Source organism: Streptomyces sp. NBC_00503 (genome assembly GCF_036346895.1).
Taxonomy (GTDB): domain Bacteria; phylum Actinomycetota; class Actinomycetes; order Streptomycetales; family Streptomycetaceae; genus Streptomyces.
On record NZ_CP107855.1, the window covers coordinates 1,097,787 to 1,116,330 of the forward strand.

Genomic DNA, 18,544 nt, shown 5'->3' on the forward strand with positions numbered 1-18,544 from the left:
GGTACGCGGCTACGGGCAATGGGCTACGGGTACGCGGCGCTCTCCGTCGGGACGCAGAGCACCGGCACCGGGGAGAGGTGCAGGAGTTTGTGCGGGGTGGAACCGAGGAGGGCTCCGCGGATCGGGCTGTCACCCCAGCTGCCGACGATGATCACCCGGGCCTGGTGGCGTTCCGCGGCGTCGAGCAGCGCCTGGGCCGGTTTCTCGTCCATCACCTCGACCGTGGAGGGAACCCCGGCCTCGTCGGCGGCCTCCACCGCTCGGGCGAGCGCGCTGCGGCCCGCCTCGCGGACGGCTTCGCGGTGCGCGCGGTACTCCTCGCCGGTGGCGCCGGGCGCGGCCGCCCCGTAGACGAGGACGAGGGGCTCGCCGAAGGCGGTGGCCACCTCCAGCGCCACGCGCAGGGCGCGTTCCGCGCCGGGCGACTCGTCGTACCCGAGGACTACGGACATCGGGGCTCCTCTCACGGACTGCTCAGGGCTTCTTGAACCCGCGGACGAGGTCCGGGTCGGCCACGCCGCGCCGCTCCTGCCAGAAGCGGCCGTCGCGGATCCGCCAGAAGCACATGACCAGCACTCCGACGACGGCGATCCCGATGCCGATGACCAGGGGCGGTCCCAGTCCGAACCAGGAGCCACCGCTCGCGGAGTTCTCCGGGTTCGACATGCTCGCGACCGACTTCACCAGCAGCCAGGCCAGCAGGCCCGCGCCGATCACCGGGCCGAGGCCGATCAGCAGGAAGTTGTGCACGCTCTCCAGCAGGTGGCGGCGGTAGTAGACGGCGCAGGCCACGCCGGTGAGCGCGTAGTAGAAGGAAATGAGCAGGGAGAGGGCCGTCAGGGAGTCCAGGAGGGCGTTCTCGCTGATCTGGTTGACGACGAGGTACCAGCCGATGGCGATGGCCGCCACCCACCAGGTGCTCACGTCCGGGGTGTGGAAGCGCGGGTGGATGTGCGAGAGGTGCGGCGGCAGGGCGTGCCGGCGGGCCATGGACAGGGCGGTGCGGGAGGCGGGGATGATCGTGGTCTGGGTGGAGGCGAGGGCGGACGTGCAGACGGCGAGCAGGACGACCCAGTCCCAGCCGCCCATGACCTCGTGCGCGAGGACGGCGAAGACGGCCTCCTCCTCGCCCGCGTTCTCGGAGAGGAACTTCGTGCCCGCGTAGGCGACGACCGCGTAGCCGACCGACAGGTAGGTCACCAGGAGCACCACGGTGGACCAGATGCCGGCCTTGCCCGGCGCGGTGGCGGAGTCCTCCACCTCCTCGGTGAGGTTGACCGCCGATTCCCAGCCCCAGTAGATGAAGACGCCGAGCAGCAGTCCGCCGGTCAGGGCGGCGCCGCCGGCGCCGAAGGGGTTGAGCCATTCCACCGAGGGTCTGATCCCGTCGAGGGTGCTGGTGCCCGCGTAGACCCGGTAGATGGCGACCACCGCGAAGACCAGCAGGAAGAAGACCTGGGCGAGGATCAGGACGTCCTGGAGCCGGGCGGACATCTCGGTACCGATGACGCAGACGGCCGTCATGGCCAGGATCACCACGACGGTCAGGCCCTGGCGGATCCATTCGTTCGCCGCCCAGCCGTCGAGACCGGCGGCGAGCAGTCCGAAGTGGACGGCCACGTCGGCGAGCGAGCCGATGACGAGGACGCCGGTCATCGCGATGGCCCAGCCACCGAGCCAGCCGGCCCAGGGGCCCATGGCCCGCGTCACCCACGAGAAGGTGGTTCCGCAGTCCTGGTCGACCTTGTTGAGGTAGTAGAAGGCGGCGGCGATCAGCAGCATCGGGACGAAGGAGGCCAGCATGACGCCGGGCGCGTAGATCCCGGCGAGGGCGACGATCGGACCGATGACCGCGGCCAGGGAGTAGGCGGGCGAGGTCGAGTTCAAACCGATGACGAGCGCGTCGAGGAATCCGATCGCGTTGGCCTGGAGCCTCGCGTCCGGGTCCGTTTCCGGGATCCCCGTATGTCCGCCCGCGTCTTCATGGGCCATGTACGCATCGTCACGCAGACCCGGTCGGCACGCGAGGCGGGGACCGGGGAGGTCGGCGGCCACAGCACTGGGGTCAGGGGCTGGTGTTCCAGCCCGCGACGACCGGGAGGCCGTGCTCCCTGGACAGCACGCTGAAGGTGCCCGTGCGGAGCAGGAAGAGGCGTCCGGCCTCGGGCGGCAGGCCGAGGTAGCGGGCGGTCAGCACGCGCAGCAGGTGCGCGTGGGCCACCAGGACGACATTGCCCCCGTCCGCGTCCAGCAGGTCGGCCACCCGGGCCAGTACCCGGTCCGCGCGGGCGCCGACCTGGGCCGCGTTCTCGCCCGGGTGCTCGGCGTCCCCGGGCGGGACCCCGTCGGTCCACAGCGACCAGTCGGGGCGCTCGCGCAGGATCTCCGCGGTGGTGATGCCCTCGTAGCCGCCGTAGTCCCACTCGTACAGATCGGGATCGGCTACGCCTCCGGGCAGCCCGGCGAGCTCGGCCGTGGCGGCGGCCCGGCGCAGCGGGCTGGTCAGCACCAGGGCCGGATGGCGGTCCCGGAAGAACGGGGCGAGCGAGATCGCCTCCTCCACTCCGTGCGCGGTCAGCGGGACGTCGGTGCGTCCCGTGTGCCGCCCGCTCACGCTCCACGCGGTCTCGCCGTGCCTCACCAGCAGCAGATCACTCACGCTCAGGACCCTAGTCCCTGCTCCATGCCGGCGTCGGAGGACGCACGGGCACGGGCGGCCGCGCCCGCCGGTGTGATGTGGGGGATTCGATGCGCAAGCGATGCAAGTTGGCCCGGGAAGCCGTGCTCGCCAGGCTCGGGGCATGGACGAGGAAGCCGACAGGGCCGGTACGGACGACGAGGACCGCAAGGACCACGAGTTCCGCGAGTTCCGCGAGTTCCGCCAGGACGACGCACGCGTCGCCGCAGGGTTCGTCGCGGGCCACGAGGACTGCGTGGAAGCGGCGTACCGGCGCTGGCGGCCCCTGGTGCACGCGCTCGCCCGCCGGGCGCTCGGCGACGAGCGTGAGGCGGAGGACGTCACCCAGCAGGTGTTCCTCGCCGCCTGGCGGGGCCGTGGCGGTTACCGCCCCGGACCGGGCGGCTTCGGGGCCTGGCTGACCGGCATCACGCGGCACAAGGTGGCCGACGCCCTGGCCGCACGGACCCGCCGGGCCCGGCTGGCCGAGGCCGCCGGCCTGGTCTGCGACCGGACCCGGCCGGAGCAGGAGCCGGGGCCGGAGCGGGCGGTGGAACGGGTGCTGGTGCTCGGGGAACTGGCCCGGCTGTCCTCGGCGCAGCAGCGGGTGCTGCGCCTGGCCTTCTACGCGGACCTGACCCAGTCGCAGATCGCGGACCGCACCGGCCTGCCGCTCGGCACCGTCAAGAGCCATATGCGGCGGGCGCTGCACGTCCTGCGGCAGTCGCTGGAGCCCGGCCTGCCGCAACCGACTCGATGACCGCCAGCCCCGAGCGCAGCCCGAACAGCCGCTCGGTGCGCGCGGGCGGGGGCGGCGGCGCGGCGGCCGGGACGGCGGATCCGGCACCCCAGCCCGGCCCGGCGAGCAGCAGGGCCGAGTGCCCGCGGGCGCCGCGCGGACCCCACTCGATGCCGGCGAGCGATCCGGCCAGGGCGTTGTCGGCGGTCGTACGGGACTGCGCCCACAGGACGACGGCGCGCGGGCCCGTCCGCCGCACGGCTTCGCGCAGGGCGTCGGCGGGCAGGTCGGCTCCGAACATCCGGACCGGCAGGGCCCGTTCGCCGAGGGCCGCGGCCAGTGCCTCCATGGGCAGGCTGTGCTGCTCCCCGGGCGCGCAGGCCAGGAGCACGGGAGGTGCGGGCAGCGGCTCCGGGGCGGGGCGGATCCGGCGCAGCGCCGAGGAGACGTACCAGGACAGCAGGTGCTCCACCTCCACGTAACGCTCCCCCGCCGAGGCCCACTTGCGGCCCACCGCGTGCAGGGTCGGCGCGATGACCTCCTCCCACGCGGTGATCAGGCCGAGCTCCGCGAGGACGCCGGCCAGCTGCTCCTCCACCGCCTGCGCGTCCAGTCGCACGGCGGCCCTCGCGAGTCCCCGGCACTCCGGCCGGACATCCCCGAGGCGCAGCGCGCGGGGCCCGCCCGGAGCCCCGGGGGCCACCCCTGCCGACACCCCTTCCACCGGGTCGGCGAAGGCCCCGGGGTCCGTCGCCCGAGCCACCCGGGCCGCTTCGGACGGGGGTACGCCCTGGGCGGTGAGGCGGCACATCAGTTCCAGGCGGGCGATGTCCCCGGGGGTCCAGCGCCGGTGGCGGCCGTCCTCGCGGCGGGCCGGGCCGATGGCGTAGCGGCGCTCCCACGAGCGCAGCGTGGTGGGCGAGACCCCGAGGTGGCGGGCGACGGCGCCGGTGGCCAGCGCGGCGGGCGGGGGCTGCGGGGGTTCGGGCTCCACCGCTCCACCGTACGGGGCGGCGGGGCGGCGGGCCGTCACCCGGCGCCCTCCTCGCGGCCGCGGCGGAAGCGGTCGAGCCCGTCGGCGAGTTCGACCACCGGGTCGGGGTAGTCGTAACGGGCCCGCTCCAGTCCGGGCAGCCGCCACGGCTCGTGCACCCGCGGCGCGGGGAGTCCGGCGAGCTCGGGGACCCAGCGGTGCACGTAGCCGCCAGTGGGGTCGTAACGCAGGCCCTGGCGGACGGGGTTGAGGACCCGGTTGGGGCGGGTGTCGGTGCCCGTGCCCGCCACCCACTGCCAGTTCAGCTGGTTGTTGGCGAGGTCCCCGTCGACGAGCAGGTCCATGAAGTGGGCGGCGCCGACGCGCCAGTCCACGTAGAGGGTCTTGGCGAGGAAGCTCGCCGTCAGGAGCCGCCCGCGGTTGTGCATCCAGCCTTCGTGGGCCAGTTGGCGCATGGCCGCGTCAACCACCGGGTAGCCGGTCCGGCCCTCCTTCCAGGCCCGGATCTCCTCCTCGGCGGCGGGTCCCGTGCGCCAGCGGTCCCCGCGCGCACGGTAGTCGCGGGTGGCGGCCGCCGGCCGGGCGGCGAGCACCTGGTGGTGGAAGTCGCGCCAGCACAGCTGCCGTACGAAGGCCTCCGCGCCGGGGCCCCCGGCGGCGCGGGCCCGGTGGACGGCCTCGGTGGGCGAGAGCGTGCCGAAGTGCAGGTGCGGGGAGAGCCGGGAGGTGGCGTCGCCGGCCAGGTCGTCGTGGTTCTGCGGGTACCGGTCGAGGCCTGAGCGCAGCCAGCGGGCGAGCAGCCTTCGGGCCTCGCCCTCGCCGCCGCGGGCCAGTCCCGGGGAGGTGCCGGTGACGGCGGCGCGTTCCGGCAGCGGATCGGAGCGGACGGCGTCGGGGACCCGGACGCCGCCGCGGGGCGCGGGGGCGGCGGCGCGCAGGGGTCGCTCCGACCAGCGGCGGTGGTACGGGGTGAAGACGGCGAAGTGGTCGGACCCGGCGGGAAGGACGGCCCCGGGGGCCAGGGCGGTGATCACGGAGTCGTGGACGTAGAGCCGCCGCCCCTCGGCTTCGAGGGCGGCGCGCAACCGGTCTTCGCGGGCGTGGGCGTACGCGCTGACGCCGCCCGCCATGTGCACTTCGTCGGCGTCGGCCTCCCGTACGAGGGAGACGGTCTCGGCCACGGCGTCTCCCGAGCGGACCACGAGGCGGCCGCCGCGGGCGCGCAGTCCCGCGTCGAGGTCGGCTAGGCAGTCGGCGAGGAAGGCGAGCCGGTTGGGCGGCGCGGTGACCGCGGGGTCCCGGACGAAGAGCGGGACCACCTGTTCCGAGGAGGACAGGGCGGCGCGCAGCGGTGGATGGTCGTGCAACCGCAGGTCGGAGGTGTAGAGGACCACCGCAAGGTTCATGGGGGTTGGCTCCGCGTGGGGTGGGTGGGGCGGGAGGGCCTGTCGTGTGGTTCTTCGGCATAGGCCTCCCTCTCGGATGCGGCGGCATCCCACCTCTCAGGCCTGGTCCTGGTCCAGGCGCTGCGCCGCGCGGGCGATGTTGCGGGCCATGCCGCCGAAGACCAGCGCGTGGAAGGGGGACACGCTCCACCAGTACAGGTGGCCGAGCAGTCCGTGCGGATGGAAGAGCGCCCGCTGCCGGTAGCGGGCGGCGCCCGCTTCGCCCGGTCCCGGCGCGTCGGCATGGAGTTCGAGCCAGGCCAGGCCTGGCAGCCGCATCTCCGCTCGCAGGCGCAGCAGGCGGCCGGGGACGATCTCCTCGACCCGCCAGAAGTCGAGGGAGTCCCCGACCCGCAGCCGGGTCGCGTCGCGGCGGCCGCGTCGGATCCCGACTCCGCCGACGAGCCGGTCCAGCCATCCCCGTAGGACCCAGGCCAGGGGGAAGGAGTACCAGCCGTTCTCCCCGCCGATCCCCTCCACCACCCGCCACAGCGCCTCGGGCGAGGCGTCGACGGCACGCTCCCGCCGGTCGGTGTAGAGGCTGCCGCCCGCCCAGTCGGGGTCGGTGGGCAGCGGGTCGCTCGGTGCGCCCGGCAGCGCGGCCGAGGACCAGCGCGTGGTGACCCGGGCCTCCCGGATCCGTCGGAGCGCCAGTCGCAGGGCCTCGTCGAAGCCGATGGGCGTGCCCGGCGGATCGGGAACGTGGAGGGCGATGTCGTGCTCGGCGCAGACCACCTCGTGCCGCAGGGATTCGGCGAGGGGCCGAGCCAGCGCGCGCGGTACCGGGGTGACGAGGCCGATCCAGTGACTGGACAGCCTCGGGGTCAGCATCGGAACCCGCAGGATGAGCCGTGGGGGCAGTCCCGCGACAGCGGCGTAGCGGCGCATCATCTCCTCGTACGTGAGCACGTCGGGCCCGCCGATGTCGAAGGCCCGGTCGACCTCGGGCGCCATGCCCGCGCTGCCGACGAGGTAGCGCAGCACGTCGCGGACGGCGATGGGCTGGCAGCGGGTGCCGACCCAGCTCGGGGTCACCATGACGGGCAGCCGCTCCGTCAGGTAGCGCAGCATCTCGAAGGAGGCCGAGCCGGAGCCGATGACGACGGCGGCGCGCAAGACGGTCGCCGGGACGGGCCCGGCGAGGAAGATCTCGCCGACTTCGGCGCGGGAGCGCAGGTGCGGGGAGAGCGCCTGGACGGGCATGTCGGCCGGAGTAAGGCCGCCGAGGTAGACGATGCGGCGGACTCCAGCGGCGTGGGCCTGCCGGGCGAAGGTGCGGGCGGCTTCGCGGTCGCGTTCCTCGAAGCCGGATCCGGTGCCGAGGGCGTGCACGAGGTAGTAGGCGACGTCGATGCCGTCCATCGCGGCAGCCAGGCTCCGCGGGTCGGTGACGTCGCCGCGGACCACCTCGGCGCGCCCGGCCCACGCGTGGTCGCGCAGTTTCCCGGGGTCGCGGGCGAGGCACCGGACTCGGTGTCCGGCGTCGAGGAGTTCGGGTACCAGGCGGCCGCCGATGTAGCCGGTGGCCCCGGTGACCAGGCAGTTCTCGCCCGTCATGGCTGTCTCCGCTTCTCCCGCCCCGAGCAGTGCGCTCTTCATGCTCCCCCCATCGATTCCCCGGTGCGCGCCGCGGCGGATGCGGGATCGGACACTGATTCCTCCGGATGGCACATCCAAAGCCCCCCTCGGCTCCGAAGTACCGGTGACGGAGGGAGCGACACGATGAGCGGACGAGCTCGGGAGCGGGGCCCGGAGCGGGGTGGGGCACGCCCGCGTACGGCGGTGGTCGGCGGGGGTGTCTCGGGGCTGACGGCGGCGTACGTGCTGGCCCGTTCCCACGAGGTGACCCTGTACGAGGGCGAGGACCGGCTGGGCGGGCACGCCCACACCCACGAGGTGAAGGGCGCGGACGGTGTGGTGCGGGCGGTGGACTCCGGGTTCATCGTCCACAACGACCGCACCTACCCGCATCTGCGGCGGCTCTTCGGCGAGTTGGGGGTGGCGACCCGCCCGACGACGATGAGCCTGTCCGTGCGCTGCGAGGGGTGCGGGCTGGAGTACGCGGGAGCGCGCGGGCCGCGCGGGCTGTTCGCCCGGCCCCGCTCCGCCGTGAACCCGGCCTATCTGCGGATGCTGGCGCAGGTCCCGGTGTTCCACCGGCGGGCGCGGCGGCTGCTGGCCGCGCGCGAAGCCCCGTACGAGTGGACGCTGGCCGAATTCCTCGACCGGGGCGGCTTCGGGCCCTACTTCACCGCGCACTTCGCGATCCCGCTGGTGGCCTCGGTGTGGTCGTGCCCGCCGGACACGGCGCTGGGGCACCCGGCCCGGTTCTTGTTCCGCTTCCTGGAGCACCACGGGCTGCTATCGGTGGGCGGCTCGCCGCGCTGGCGTACGGTCGAAGGCGGCTCGGCGCGCTATGTGGAGCGGGTCCGCGAGCACCTGGACACGGTCTACGCGGCCGCGCCGGTACGGGCGATCGCGCGCACCCCTCGGGGCGTGGCGGTCACCACCGAGGGCGGGGCCACGGACCTGTACGACTCGGTGGTCGTCGCCGTCCACGCCGATCAGGCACTGCGACTGCTGGCCGATCCGACGGCCGCGGAGCGCAGCACGCTCGGCGCCTTCGGCTATTCCCGCAACCGGACCGTGCTGCACACGGACGCCTCGGTGCTGCCGCGCGCGGCCGGGGCCCGGGGGTGCTGGAACTACCGGCTGTCGGGGTGCCGGCCGGACGACGCGCACGTGCGGGTCAGCTACGACATGAACCGCCTCCAGGGGCTGGACGGGCCGGAACCGTACGTGGTCACGCTGAACGCGGACGACCGGGTGCGGCCGGAGCTGGTGCTGGCCGAGATGGAGTACGAACACCCCGTCCACACCGTGGAGTCGGTGGCGGCGCAGCGGCTGCTGCCAGCCCTGTCGGGGCCGGTGACGGCCTTCGCTGGCGCGTACCACGGGTGGGGGTTCCACGAGGACGGCTGCCGCTCGGGCGTGGAGGCGGCCGCGGCGCTGGGGGTGGCGTGGTGAAACCTGCTGACCCCGTCATGACGCCCCGGACGGCAGCCGTCGCGACACCTTGCCTCTACGAAGCCGAGATCCGGCACGTCCGGTCGGGCGGGAGCCACTACCGGATCCGCCACCGTACCTACCTGTGGCTGGTGGATCTCGACGAACTGCCCGTTCTGCCCGGGCTGTTGGGGCCACTCGCCCGCTTCTACCCGCGTGACCACTTTGGGGGCGACGCACGCTCCGTCCGGGCCGGGCTGGACGGTTTCCTCGCCGCGCGCCGCGCCGGACTCCCGCCCGGGTCAAGGGTTTTGATGCTGGCGCACGCCCGTGTACTGGGCCACGTCTTCAATCCGCTGACCGTCTACTGGTGCCACGGCCCGGACGGCGCCCTGCGCCATGTGGTCGCCGAGGTGCACAACACCTACGGCGAGCGGCACTGCTACCTGCTGCCCCCTGAGACCGGATCCGATCCGGGAACCGGACCGGATTGCGGCCCCGTCGTCCCCAAGGAGTTCTACGTCTCCCCCTTCCTCGCGGTGGAGGGCGGCTACCGGATGCGGCTGCCCGAGCCGGGCGAACGCCTCGCGCTGACCGTCCGATTGGCGGGCGGCGGCGACGGAGCCCGCCTGACCGCGACCGTCCGCGGCGAGCGGCGCCCCGCCGACGCCCGCGGGGTGCTTCGCGCCGCACTGCGTCACCCGTGGTCCACGGCCGCCGTCAGCGCCGGCATCCGGTACCACGGCATCCGGCTGTGGCTGCGCGGGCTGCCGGTGCGGCCGCGCCCCCGACACGTCCCCCAGGAGGGGCTGAAGTGACCACGACGACCAACGGCGCCGGTGACATCGGTGGCGCGGACCGGCCCGTCACGGCCGGGCCGGCTCCCCTCGCCGCTCCGGCCGTGCCGCCCTGCTCCCGGACCAGGGCCGCCGTCGGGCGGCTGCTGATCCGCAGAGCGCTGGACCGGCTGCCGCTCCAGGTCCGGATGGGCCCTGAAGGGACCCTCGGGCGGGGCGGTCCGGCGATGGCGGTGTACGACCCGGCGGCCTTCGAACGCCGGATCGCGGCCGAGGGACTGATCGGCTTCGGCGAGTCCTACCTGGCCGGGGAGTGGGACGCCCGGGATCCGGTCGCCGTGCTGACGGTCCTCGCCGGGCACGTGACGGCCCTGGTCCCGGCCCCGCTCCAGCGGCTGCGCGGACTGTGGGCGGCCCGGCGTCCGGCGGCCGACCACAACACCCCGGACGGCTCCCGGACCAACGTCCGGCGCCACTACGACCTGTCGAACGAGCTGTTCGCGCAGTTCCTCGACCCGACGATGACCTACTCCTCGGCGGTGTTCAGCGCCCTGCCGGCCGGACCGGACCAGCTCGCCGCCGCCCAGCACCGCAAGATCGACATGCTGCTGGACCTGGCAGCCGTGGGGCCAGGCACCCGGCTCCTGGAGATCGGCACCGGCTGGGGCGAGCTGGCGATCCGGGCCGCTCGGCGCGGGGCCCGGGTGGTCACCCTCACGCTGTCCCGGGAGCAGCGGGAGCTGGCGCTGGTCCGGGTCGCGGCCGCCGGACTCACGGACCTCGTCGAGGTGCGGCTGTGCGACTACCGGGAAGCCGAGGGCAGCTACGACGCCATCGTGAGCGTCGAGATGATCGAGGCGGTCGGCGCCGAGTACTGGCCGGAGTACTTCGCCACCCTGGACCGGCTGCTGGCGCCCGGCGGGCGGGTCGCGCTCCAGGCGATCACCATGCCGCACGAGCGGATGCTGGCCACGAGGGACACGTACACCTGGATCCACAAGTACATCTTCCCCGGCGGGATGCTGCCGTCGGTGCGGGTGGTGGAGGAGACGGCGCGCCGCCACACCGGACTGCGGGTGATCCGGTGCGAGGGGTACGGGGCCCACTACGCGCAGACGCTCCGGCTGTGGCGGGAGCGCTTCGCCGAGCGGGCCGACCGGGTGGCGGCGCTGGGCTTCGACGAGACCTTCCGCCGGATGTGGACCTTCTACCTGGCGTACTGCGAGGCCGGTTTCGCCTCGGGCTATCTGGACGTCCACCAGTTCCTCCTCACCTCCCGTACCGGCGCCGCCGAAGGGGCGGGGTCCCGGTGAACTGGGGAGGTTTCGCCCTCAACCTCGCCGTCTCGGCGGGGGCCGCGCTCGCCGTCATGCTGGCCGCCTTCGCCGTCGGGGTCCGGCTCGGCATGCACCGGGTGGTCGACGTGGCCTGGGGCCTCGGCTTCGTGGCGGTCGCCGCGGCCACGTACGCCGCGTCGGGCGGCCGTCATTCGCTGCCGGCCGCCCTCGCGGTGGTGTGGGGGCTGCGGCTGGCCGGGCACATCGCCTGGCGCGGCCGGGGACACGGCGAGGACCCGCGCTACGAGCGGATGCTCTCCAAGGCCCCGGGAAACCGGAGCCTGTACGCCCTGCGCATGGTCTACCTCCTCCAGGCGGCCCTGGTCTGGCTGGTGTCGCTGCCCGTGCAGGCGGCGGCGTACGCGGACGGCCGCCCCGGCGGCGTGGCCGTGGCGGGCACGGTGCTGTGGCTGTGCGGCCTGTGCTTCGAGGCGGTGGGCGACCGGCAGCTCGCCCGTTTCAAGGCGGACCCGGCGAACCGGGGACGGATCATGGACCGAGGCCTGTGGGCGTGGACCCGGCACCCGAACTACTTCGGCGACTTCTGTGTGTGGTGGGGCCTGTCCCTGACCGCCTGGACCTCCGCCGGAGCGGTGGCGGTGTCGGTGCTCTCCCCGCTCGTGATGTCGTACCTGCTGATCGCGGGCAGCGGGAAGCGGCTTCTGGAGCGGCACATGGCGGACCGGCCCGGGTATGCGGAGTACCGCGCGCGGACCAGCGGGTTCCTGCCTTGGCCGCCGCGACGCCTTCGCAGGTCACAGGGGGTGTGAGGCGGGGGTCGGGGTGGGGCGCCGGGCGGGCTCGTGGGCCCGGCGTTGGTACAGTCGCGGCATGGCTGTGGACGAGCTCGACACACGGATCCTGCGCCTGCTGATCGAGCAGCCGCGCACCAGCATCCGCGAGTACGCCCGGATCCTGGGAGTCGCGCGCGGCACCCTCCAGGCCCGGCTCGACAGGCTGGAGCGCACCGGAGTGATCACCGGGACCGGGCCCGTGCTGTCCCCCGCCGCGCTCGGACATCCTGTCCTGGCCTTCGTGCACATCGAGGTCACCCAGGGGCACCTGGACGAGGTCGGCGACGCGCTGTCCTCCGTACCCGAGATCATCGAGGCCTTCTCCATCACCGGCGGCGGGGACCTGCTGACCCGAGTGGCCGCCCGGGACAACGCGCATCTGGAGGACGTGATCCAGCAGCTGATCCGCCTCCCCGGCGTGGTCCGCACCCGGACCGAGGTGGCCCTGCGCGAGCGGGTGCCGCACCGGCTGCTGCCGCTGGTCGAATCCGTGGGCCGGGCCGCACCCAAATCCTGACAAGATGGTGCGGACAGGTACAGGACCGTACAGGCAGGACGGGCACACCGCATGATCTCCGTCATATTCGATCTCGACGGCACCCTCGTGGACAGCGAGCCGAACTACTACGAGTCCGGGCGCCGCACCCTGGAGCGGCACGGCGTCCCCGGTTTCACGTGGGAGGAGCACTCCCGGTACATCGGCATCGGCACGCTGGAGACCCTGGAGATCCTCCGGGAGCGGTACGCGATCCCGGCCCCCGTGGAGCAGCTGCTCGCCGAGCAGAACGCCGCCTACCTGGAGCTCGCCCGCACGCACACCGAGGCCTACCCGCAGATGCGCACCTTCGTGGAGCGGCTGCACGCCGACGGCGTCCCGATGGCGGTGGCCTCCGGGTCCTCGCTCGAGGCGATCGACGCGGTCCTGGCCGGTACCGGGCTGGACGCGCTGCTGACCACGGTGGTCTCCGCCGAGGAGGTGGCGCAGGGCAAGCCCGCGCCGGACGTGTTCCTGGAGGCGGCGCGGCGCCTGGGCGCGGAGCCCGCCGACTGCGTGGTCGTCGAGGACGCGGCGCCGGGCGCCCTGGCCGCCCGGGCGGCGGGCATGGACTGCGTGGCGATCCCGTACGTGGCGGCCACCGCCGACGACCCGGCCTTCGCGGAGGCCGGACTGCTCTTCCCTTCCGGACAGCGGGAGTTCAGCGCGGACACCGCCTACGCGTGGTTCACCGAGCGCCTGGCCGCCTGAACCCGGGCCGGGCCGGCCGGAGCCCGACGCGAGCACGGCCGGAGCCCCGCGCGAGCCCGGCCCGAAGCCGATCCGGGCCCGGCCTCCGACCCCTGGCGCCTTGGGGGCGGCGCTGTCACCATGCCGGGGTGAGCGCCACACTGCTGCCTCCGGGCGCCGAGCGCGGACCGCGCCGGTGGCCCCTGGTGGGGAACCTTCCCGCCTTCGCCCGCGATCCGCTGGCCTTCTTCGAGTCGCTGCGCGACGAGTACGGCGACTGGGTGCCGTGGGCGCTCGGCCCCCAGCGCAATGTGCTGGTCTCGCGGCCCGAGCACGCGGGCGAGCTGCTGGGCGCCGTCGAGTCCACCTTCAGGCCGACCGAACTGGGATGGGCCTTCCGCCAGTTGCTCGGCAACGGGGTGGTCGTCGCCACCGGCGACGACTGGCGGCGCAAGCGGGCGCTGGTCCAGCCGTCGGTGCGCCCGCGCCAAGTGCGCTCGTACGCGGCCACGATGGTGGAGTGCGCCGACGCGCTGGCCACCGGCTGGCGCGAGGGCGAGCGGATCGACGTGCACAGGGAGATGGCCGGTCTCACCCAACGGATCGCGGTGCGCACCCTGTTCGGGAGCGACGCCGCCGGACGTGAGGAGCCGATCAGCGCGGCCATGGCCACGGCTCAGCGGGAACTGAGCGCGGAGTTCCGGGGGTTGACCCTGTTCCTGCCGCCGTGGATCCAGACCCCGGGCCGCCGCCGAATGCGGGAGGCCGTGGCCGTCCTCGACCGGGAGATCGAGCACGTCATACGGGAACACGAGGCGGCCTCGGCGGCCGGCGAGGACCGGGACGACCTGCTGAGCCGACTCCTCGCCGCCCGGGACGAGGACGGCGCGCCGCTGTCGCGCACGGAACTGCGCGACGAGTCGATCACCCTCTACATCGGCGGCCACGAAACCACCTCGACCACCCTGACCTGGGCCTGGCAACTGCTGTCGGGGGCGAGCGAGGCCCGCGAGCGGCTGACGGAGGAGCTCGACCGGGTACTCGGCGGCCGTCTGCCGACCTACGAGGACTACGCGCGGCTGCCCTGGACCCAGCAGGTGGTCAAGGAGGCGCTGCGGATCTATCCGCCGATCTGGTTGATCTCGGCGGTGGCCACGGAGGGCGCGGAGCTGGGCGGGCGACCGGTCCCGGCCGGGCTGTCGGTATGGGTGAGCCCGTGGTCGATGCACCGGGACGCGCGCTGGTTCCCGGAGCCGGAGGCGTTCCGCCCCGAGCGCTGGTCCACCGACGGGACCGCCCCGCATCCGGTCCCGGAGCACGCCTGGTTCCCCTTCGGCGGCGGCCCCCGCGCCTGCCTGGGCGCCCGCTTCGCCCTGGTCGAGGCCGCCCTCGTCCTGGCCGTCCTGGCCCAGCGCTTCCACTTGGACACGGGCTCCACCCGCGCCGAGGTCCTCCCGGGCCTCACCCTCCAGCCCGTCGGCCCGGTCCCGGCGACACTGCGCGCGAGCCGGGCGTAACGGAGGCCGGTGGGCGGGCGTAACGGAGGCCGGTGGTTTCCGCAGGACGTAGGGACCCGCGGGAAGATCCCGCCACCGCGCCCGGTTGGTAGAACCGTGAACGATTTCTTGGAGCGGGACGCGGCAGCGGTGGACGTGGTGGTGGTCGGTGCGGGGCAGGCGGGGCTGTCCAGTGCCTACCACCTGGCGCGGGCGGGCATCGGGCACGTGGTCCTGGACCATGCGCCCCGTCCAGGCGGCGCCTGGCAGTTCCGCTGGCCCTCGCTCACCTACGGCAAGGTCCACGGGATGCACGCACTGCCGGGGATGGAGCTCACCGGGGCCGATCCGCTGCGTCCGTCCTCCGAGGTGATCTCCGAGTACTTCGCCGCGTACGAGGAGCGCTTCGGGCTCCACGTGCACCGCCCCGTGGACGTCACGGCCGTCCGCGAGGGGGCGGCGGACCGGCGGCTGCTCGTGGAGACCGGGTCCGGCGCCTGGTCGGCGCGGGCACTGATCAACGCCACCGGGACCTGGGACCGGCCGTTCTGGCCGCGCTACCCCGGTCAGGAGACCTTCCGCGGCCGCCAGCTGCACACGGCGAACTATCCCGGGCCGGGCGAGTTCGCCGGAGCCCGGGTCATCGTGGTGGGCGGCGGCACCTCGGCCGTACAGCACCTGCTGGAGATCGCCGAGGTGGCGGCGGAGACCACCTGGGTCACCCGGCGGCCTCCGGTGTTCCGCGACGGGAACTTCGGCGAGGCCGAGGGCCGCGCGGCGGTGGCCCTGGTCGAGGACCGGGTCAGGCAGGGACTGCCCCCGCGGAGCGTGGTCAGCGTCACCGGGCTGGCGCTGACCGAGGCGGTCCGCGGCGGCCTGGCCTCGGGGGTGCTGGAGCGCCGCCCCATGTTCGACCACCTCACGGCCCGGGGGGCGGCCTGGGCCGACGGGCGGCGGGTGGAGGCGGACGTGATCCTGTGGGCCACCGGTTTCCGCGCGGCCATCGACCACCTGGCCCCGCTGCGCCTGCGCGAACCGGGCGGCGGCATCCGGCTCGACGGCACGCGCGCGGTCCGCGACGAGCGGATCCACCTGGTCGGCTACGGACCTTCGGCATCGACCATCGGCGCCAACCGCGCCGGCGGCTCCGCGGTCCGCGAGATCCACCGGCTGCTCACGCGCACCCCGGCCCGTCTGTCCTAGCTAGGACCTGCCGTCCCCGTCAGGTCTTCTTGGAGGCCGACCGGAGCCGGTTGAACTCGGCCACGTGGCGCTTGTGCTCCTCGTACGTCTTCGAGAAGCGGGTGTCGCCCGCCTTCACGGTGACGAAGTACAGCCAGTCCCCCGGGGGCGGCGCGACCGCGGCCGCCATGGCGTCCAGGCCGGGGCTGTCGATCGGCGTGGGCGGCAGGCCCTGGCGCTCGTACGTGTTGAAGGGGTTGTCGATCTTCGTCTCGCTCAGCTTGGTGTCCACCGTGGCACGCTTCAGCGCGTAGTTGATGGTGGAGTCCATCTGGAGCGGCATCGACTTCGCCAGCCGGTTGTGCACCACTCGGGCGACCTTGCCCATGTCCACGCGGGTGTCGGCCTCCGCCTCGATGATGCTGGCGAGGGTGGCCGTCTGGTACGGGGTCATCCCGTGGGCCTTGCCGCCGTCGGCGACGGCTTTGGTGGCCAGCTTCTTGTTGGCCGTCTCGACCATGTACGTGAGCAGCGTGGCCGGGGTGGACTGGGAATTCACCGGATACGTGGCCGGGAAGAGGTACCCCTCCGGATTGCCCTTGGCCTCTGCGGGCAGGGGCAGTGCGGTCTTCGCGGCGGCCGCCTGGGCGGAGCCGGCCGGGAGCTTCAGCTCGCGGTCGATGGCGGCGTAGACCTGCGGGGCCCGCCAGCCTTCGGGGATCAGCAACTGGCGCGGTTTCTCTGGCGCTTCCTCACCGGGTACCAGTGGGATCAGAACGGCCGTCCCGAGTCCCACGAGCGTTGCGAGGAAGAGCGCCAGCCGACCCCGGCGGGTCAGCCGGGAACGGCGCGGTGGTGGCGGCCGGTTCTCTTGACGCATACGGAAACGCTAACCCGCGAAGCGTCGGATTTATGACATCTCGCCCGTGTTCCAGTCATACGATCACACATTTACAGGGGCTGCTTCGGTCCCGCGCAGCGGCTCCGGCTTGAGCGCACCCCGCTTGAGTCCGTCCGCAGTGAGGGTCTCCGGCTTGAGCGCGGTCTCCCGGTCCCGCCGGACCAGTGCCGCGTACCGACCGTCGGCCGCCAGCAGTTCCTCATGGGTCCCGCGCTCGGCGATCCGCCCGCCGTCGAGCACCACGATCTGGTCGGCGTCGCGGACGGTGGAGAGGCGGTGGGCGATGGTGATGGTGGTGCGGCCCTGCGAGAGGTTGTCGATGGCCCGCTGAACGGCATGCTCGGTGCGGGTGTCCAGGGCGCTGGTGGCCTCGTCGAGGATCAGGACCGGCGGGTCGCGCAGGATGGTGCGGGCGATCGCCAGGCGCTGCTTCTCGCCGCCGGAGAACCGGTACCCGCGCTCGCCGACCAAGGTGTCGTAGCCGTCGGGCAGGGACTCGATGTGGTCGTGGATCTGGGCCGCGCGGGCTGCCTCGGCGATCTCCTCGTCGGTGGCGTCCGGCTTGGCGAAGCGCAGGTTGTCGGCGACGGAGGCGTGGAAGAGGTAGGTCTCCTGGGAGACCACGCCGATGGAGCGCGCCAGCGAGTCGAAGTCGAGGTCGCGCACATCGACCCCGTCGAGGGCGACGCGGCCGCCGGTGACGTCGTAGAGCCGGGGCACGAGATAGCTCAGCGTGCTCTTGCCGGATCCGGTCGGACCCACCACGGCGAGGGAGCCCCCGGCCGGGACGGTGATGTCGATGCCCGTCAGCGTCGGGCCGCTCTTGGCGTCGTACTCGAAGTGGACGTCCTCCAGCCGGACCTCGCCCTTGGCGCGGTCGAGGCGGACGGGGTCCTCGCGCTCGGTAATGTCCACCGGCAGGTCGAGGTACTCGAAGATGCGGGCGAACAGCGCGAGGGAGGTCTGTATCTGGACGCCGGTCGACAGCAGGCTCACGGCGGGCCGGAACAGGCCCTGCTGGAGGCTGACGAAGGCGACGAGCGTGCCGACCGAGAGCGAGGGCGCACCGGTCTGCAGGGCTATGCCGGCCGCCCAGTAGATGAGCGCGGGCATGGCGGCCATGACGATGCCGATGGTGGACATCCGCCAGCGCCCGGCCATGCTGGAGCGCACTTCGAGGTCGACGAGCTTCTCGGACTCCTCAGCGAAGGAGGTGGTGAGCGAGTCGGCGCGGCCCATCGTGCGGCCGAGGAGGATGCCGCTCACCGAAAGGGACTCGGTGACCGTCGCGGCCATCGTGGCCATCTGCTTCTGGCGCTGCGCGGTGATCTTCTTGCGCTCGCTGCCGACGCGGCGGCTGATCCACACGAAGACGGGCAGCAGGAGCAGCGAGACGATCGTGAGCCGCCAGTCGAGCGCGAGCATCGCGACGACGGAGGCGATGACGGCCGTGGCGTTGGAGACGAGGGAGGTCGCCGTGGAGGTGACCGTGGCCTGCATGCCGCCGATGTCATTGGCGATGCGGGACTGCACCTCGCCGGTGCGGGTGCGCGTGAAGAAGGCCAGCGGCATCCGCTGGAGCTGCGCGTAGACGGCGGTGCGCAGGTCGTGCATGACCCGCTGGCCGACCGTCGTGGATATCAGGGTCTGCAGCACGCCGAAGATGCTGGTCACCACGGCGGTGGCGATCATGCCGAGGGCGAGCAGGCTGAGCAGCCCGGTGCGGCCCTGCGGGATCGCGGTGTCGAGGATCGCCTTGAGCAGGAACGGCGAAGCCACGCCGACCAGCGAGGACGCGGCGACGAGTACGGCGACGATACCGAGGCGGCCGCGGTAGGGCCGGAACAGGCCTGCGATGCGGCGCAGCTCGCGCGGCCGCTCGGCCGGGGTGGGACCACTGGGGTCGAGGGATTCTTTCGAGGGCGTCCACTCGGGTTCCTTGGGGCGCATG

At 73.5% G+C, this 18,544-nt stretch carries 17 protein-coding genes; 9 read left to right on the forward strand and 8 right to left on the reverse strand.

What is annotated here, in order from left to right; translation table 11 throughout:
* Positions 1 to 23: 23 nt before the first annotated feature.
* From OG490_RS05150 to OG490_RS05160, 3 genes are all read right to left on the reverse strand, one after another.
* Positions 24 to 452 carry a universal stress protein gene (locus OG490_RS05150; protein ID WP_330295092.1) on the reverse strand — a complete coding sequence of 143 codons (429 nt, stop codon included), beginning with the start codon at positions 450 to 452 and terminating at the stop codon, positions 24 to 26.
* Between the two features lie 22 nt (positions 453 to 474).
* Positions 475 to 1,992 carry an APC family permease gene (locus OG490_RS05155; RefSeq protein ID WP_330295093.1) on the reverse strand — a complete coding sequence of 506 codons (1,518 nt, stop codon included), beginning with the start codon at positions 1,990 to 1,992 and terminating at the stop codon, positions 475 to 477.
* A 73-nt stretch (positions 1,993 to 2,065) separates the two neighbouring features.
* Positions 2,066 to 2,659, reverse strand: coding sequence for a histidine phosphatase family protein (locus OG490_RS05160; RefSeq protein ID WP_330295094.1), 594 nt, complete (start codon positions 2,657 to 2,659; stop codon positions 2,066 to 2,068).
* 142 nt (positions 2,660 to 2,801) lie between these two features.
* On the opposite strand from OG490_RS05160, the gene OG490_RS05165 reads away from it, so the two are divergent.
* A complete protein-coding gene (locus OG490_RS05165; RefSeq protein ID WP_330295095.1) occupies positions 2,802 to 3,437 on the forward strand; it encodes an RNA polymerase sigma factor in 636 nt (211 codons plus the stop codon).
* Here OG490_RS05165 and OG490_RS05170 read toward each other — a convergent pair.
* The 3 genes from OG490_RS05170 to OG490_RS05180 all read right to left on the reverse strand — a co-directional run bounded on the left by OG490_RS05170 (position 3,361) and on the right by OG490_RS05180 (position 7,454).
* Positions 3,361 to 4,410 carry a MerR family transcriptional regulator gene (locus tag OG490_RS05170; RefSeq protein ID WP_330300782.1) on the reverse strand — a complete coding sequence of 350 codons (1,050 nt, stop codon included), beginning with the start codon at positions 4,408 to 4,410 and terminating at the stop codon, positions 3,361 to 3,363. The genes OG490_RS05165 and OG490_RS05170 overlap by 77 nt on opposite strands.
* Positions 4,411 to 4,445: 35 nt before the next feature.
* Entirely contained in the window at positions 4,446 to 5,816 is a 1,371-nt protein-coding gene (locus OG490_RS05175; RefSeq protein ID WP_330295096.1) for a cryptochrome/photolyase family protein, read from the reverse strand.
* Positions 5,817 to 5,912: 96 nt separating this feature from the next.
* The gene (locus tag OG490_RS05180) at positions 5,913 to 7,454 is read right to left on the reverse strand and encodes an SDR family oxidoreductase (protein ID WP_330295097.1); all 1,542 of its coding nucleotides are present in this window, start codon (positions 7,452 to 7,454) and stop codon (positions 5,913 to 5,915) included.
* Positions 7,455 to 7,577: 123 nt separating this feature from the next.
* Here OG490_RS05180 and OG490_RS05185 point away from each other — a divergent pair, with 123 nt between their 5' ends.
* The 8 genes from OG490_RS05185 to OG490_RS05220 all read left to right on the forward strand — a co-directional run bounded on the left by OG490_RS05185 (position 7,578) and on the right by OG490_RS05220 (position 15,713).
* On the forward strand, positions 7,578 to 8,882 hold the full coding sequence (locus OG490_RS05185; protein ID WP_330295098.1) for an NAD(P)/FAD-dependent oxidoreductase: 1,305 nt from the start codon (positions 7,578 to 7,580) through the stop codon (positions 8,880 to 8,882).
* A gap of 17 nt (positions 8,883 to 8,899) precedes the next feature.
* The gene (locus tag OG490_RS05190) at positions 8,900 to 9,679 is read left to right on the forward strand and encodes a DUF1365 domain-containing protein (protein ID WP_330300783.1); all 780 of its coding nucleotides are present in this window, start codon (positions 8,900 to 8,902) and stop codon (positions 9,677 to 9,679) included.
* Positions 9,676 to 10,971 (forward strand): class I SAM-dependent methyltransferase, encoded by a 1,296-nt coding sequence (locus OG490_RS05195; RefSeq protein ID WP_443065757.1) that lies wholly within the window; start codon positions 9,676 to 9,678, stop codon positions 10,969 to 10,971. Before OG490_RS05190 ends, OG490_RS05195 begins: the two co-directional genes overlap by 4 nt.
* A 56-nt stretch (positions 10,972 to 11,027) precedes the next feature.
* A complete protein-coding gene (locus OG490_RS05200; protein WP_330300785.1) occupies positions 11,028 to 11,765 on the forward strand; it encodes a DUF1295 domain-containing protein in 738 nt (245 codons plus the stop codon).
* 61 nt (positions 11,766 to 11,826) lie between these two features.
* Positions 11,827 to 12,306: an Lrp/AsnC family transcriptional regulator gene (locus OG490_RS05205; protein ID WP_330295099.1), complete on the forward strand. Its 480-nt coding sequence runs from the start codon at positions 11,827 to 11,829 to the stop codon at positions 12,304 to 12,306.
* A gap of 51 nt (positions 12,307 to 12,357) precedes the next feature.
* Complete coding sequence (locus OG490_RS05210; RefSeq protein WP_330295100.1) at positions 12,358 to 13,035, forward strand: HAD family hydrolase; 678 nt, start codon at positions 12,358 to 12,360, stop codon at positions 13,033 to 13,035.
* Positions 13,036 to 13,163: 128 nt separating this feature from the next.
* Positions 13,164 to 14,531: a cytochrome P450 gene (locus OG490_RS05215; RefSeq protein ID WP_330295101.1), complete on the forward strand. Its 1,368-nt coding sequence runs from the start codon at positions 13,164 to 13,166 to the stop codon at positions 14,529 to 14,531.
* Between the two features lie 96 nt (positions 14,532 to 14,627).
* Positions 14,628 to 15,713 (forward strand): FAD-dependent oxidoreductase, encoded by a 1,086-nt coding sequence (locus OG490_RS05220; protein ID WP_330295102.1) that lies wholly within the window; start codon positions 14,628 to 14,630, stop codon positions 15,711 to 15,713.
* A 19-nt stretch (positions 15,714 to 15,732) separates the two neighbouring features.
* Here OG490_RS05220 and mltG read toward each other — a convergent pair whose 3' ends face one another.
* A complete protein-coding gene (gene mltG, locus OG490_RS05225) occupies positions 15,733 to 16,572 on the reverse strand; it encodes an endolytic transglycosylase MltG (protein WP_330295103.1) in 840 nt (279 codons plus the stop codon).
* Positions 16,573 to 16,635: 63 nt separating this feature from the next.
* The gene (locus tag OG490_RS05230; RefSeq protein ID WP_330295104.1) at positions 16,636 to 18,543 is read right to left on the reverse strand and encodes an ABC transporter ATP-binding protein; all 1,908 of its coding nucleotides are present in this window, start codon (positions 18,541 to 18,543) and stop codon (positions 16,636 to 16,638) included.
* Position 18,544: the final 1 nt, after the last annotated feature.

Bases quoted from the DNA above. Each gene is read 5' to 3' on its own strand.
- OG490_RS05150 (WP_330295092.1), bottom strand. From the start codon at position 452: ATGTCCGTAGTCCTCGGGTACGACGAGTCGCCCGGCGCGGAACGCGCC.
- OG490_RS05155 (WP_330295093.1), bottom strand. From the start codon at position 1,992: ATGGCCCATGAAGACGCGGGCGGACATACGGGGATCCCGGAAACGGAC.
- OG490_RS05165 (WP_330295095.1), top strand. From the start codon at position 2,802: ATGGACGAGGAAGCCGACAGGGCCGGTACGGACGACGAGGACCGCAAG.
- OG490_RS05175 (WP_330295096.1), bottom strand. From the start codon at position 5,816: ATGAACCTTGCGGTGGTCCTCTACACCTCCGACCTGCGGTTGCACGAC.
- OG490_RS05180 (WP_330295097.1), bottom strand. From the start codon at position 7,454: ATGAAGAGCGCACTGCTCGGGGCGGGAGAAGCGGAGACAGCCATGACG.
- OG490_RS05185 (WP_330295098.1), top strand. From the start codon at position 7,578: ATGAGCGGACGAGCTCGGGAGCGGGGCCCGGAGCGGGGTGGGGCACGC.
- OG490_RS05190 (WP_330300783.1), top strand. From the start codon at position 8,900: ATGACGCCCCGGACGGCAGCCGTCGCGACACCTTGCCTCTACGAAGCC.
- OG490_RS05200 (WP_330300785.1), top strand. From the start codon at position 11,028: ATGCTGGCCGCCTTCGCCGTCGGGGTCCGGCTCGGCATGCACCGGGTG.
- OG490_RS05205 (WP_330295099.1), top strand. From the start codon at position 11,827: ATGGCTGTGGACGAGCTCGACACACGGATCCTGCGCCTGCTGATCGAG.
- OG490_RS05210 (WP_330295100.1), top strand. From the start codon at position 12,358: ATGATCTCCGTCATATTCGATCTCGACGGCACCCTCGTGGACAGCGAG.
- mltG (WP_330295103.1), bottom strand. From the start codon at position 16,572: ATGCGTCAAGAGAACCGGCCGCCACCACCGCGCCGTTCCCGGCTGACC.
- OG490_RS05230 (WP_330295104.1), bottom strand. From the start codon at position 18,543: ATGCGCCCCAAGGAACCCGAGTGGACGCCCTCGAAAGAATCCCTCGAC.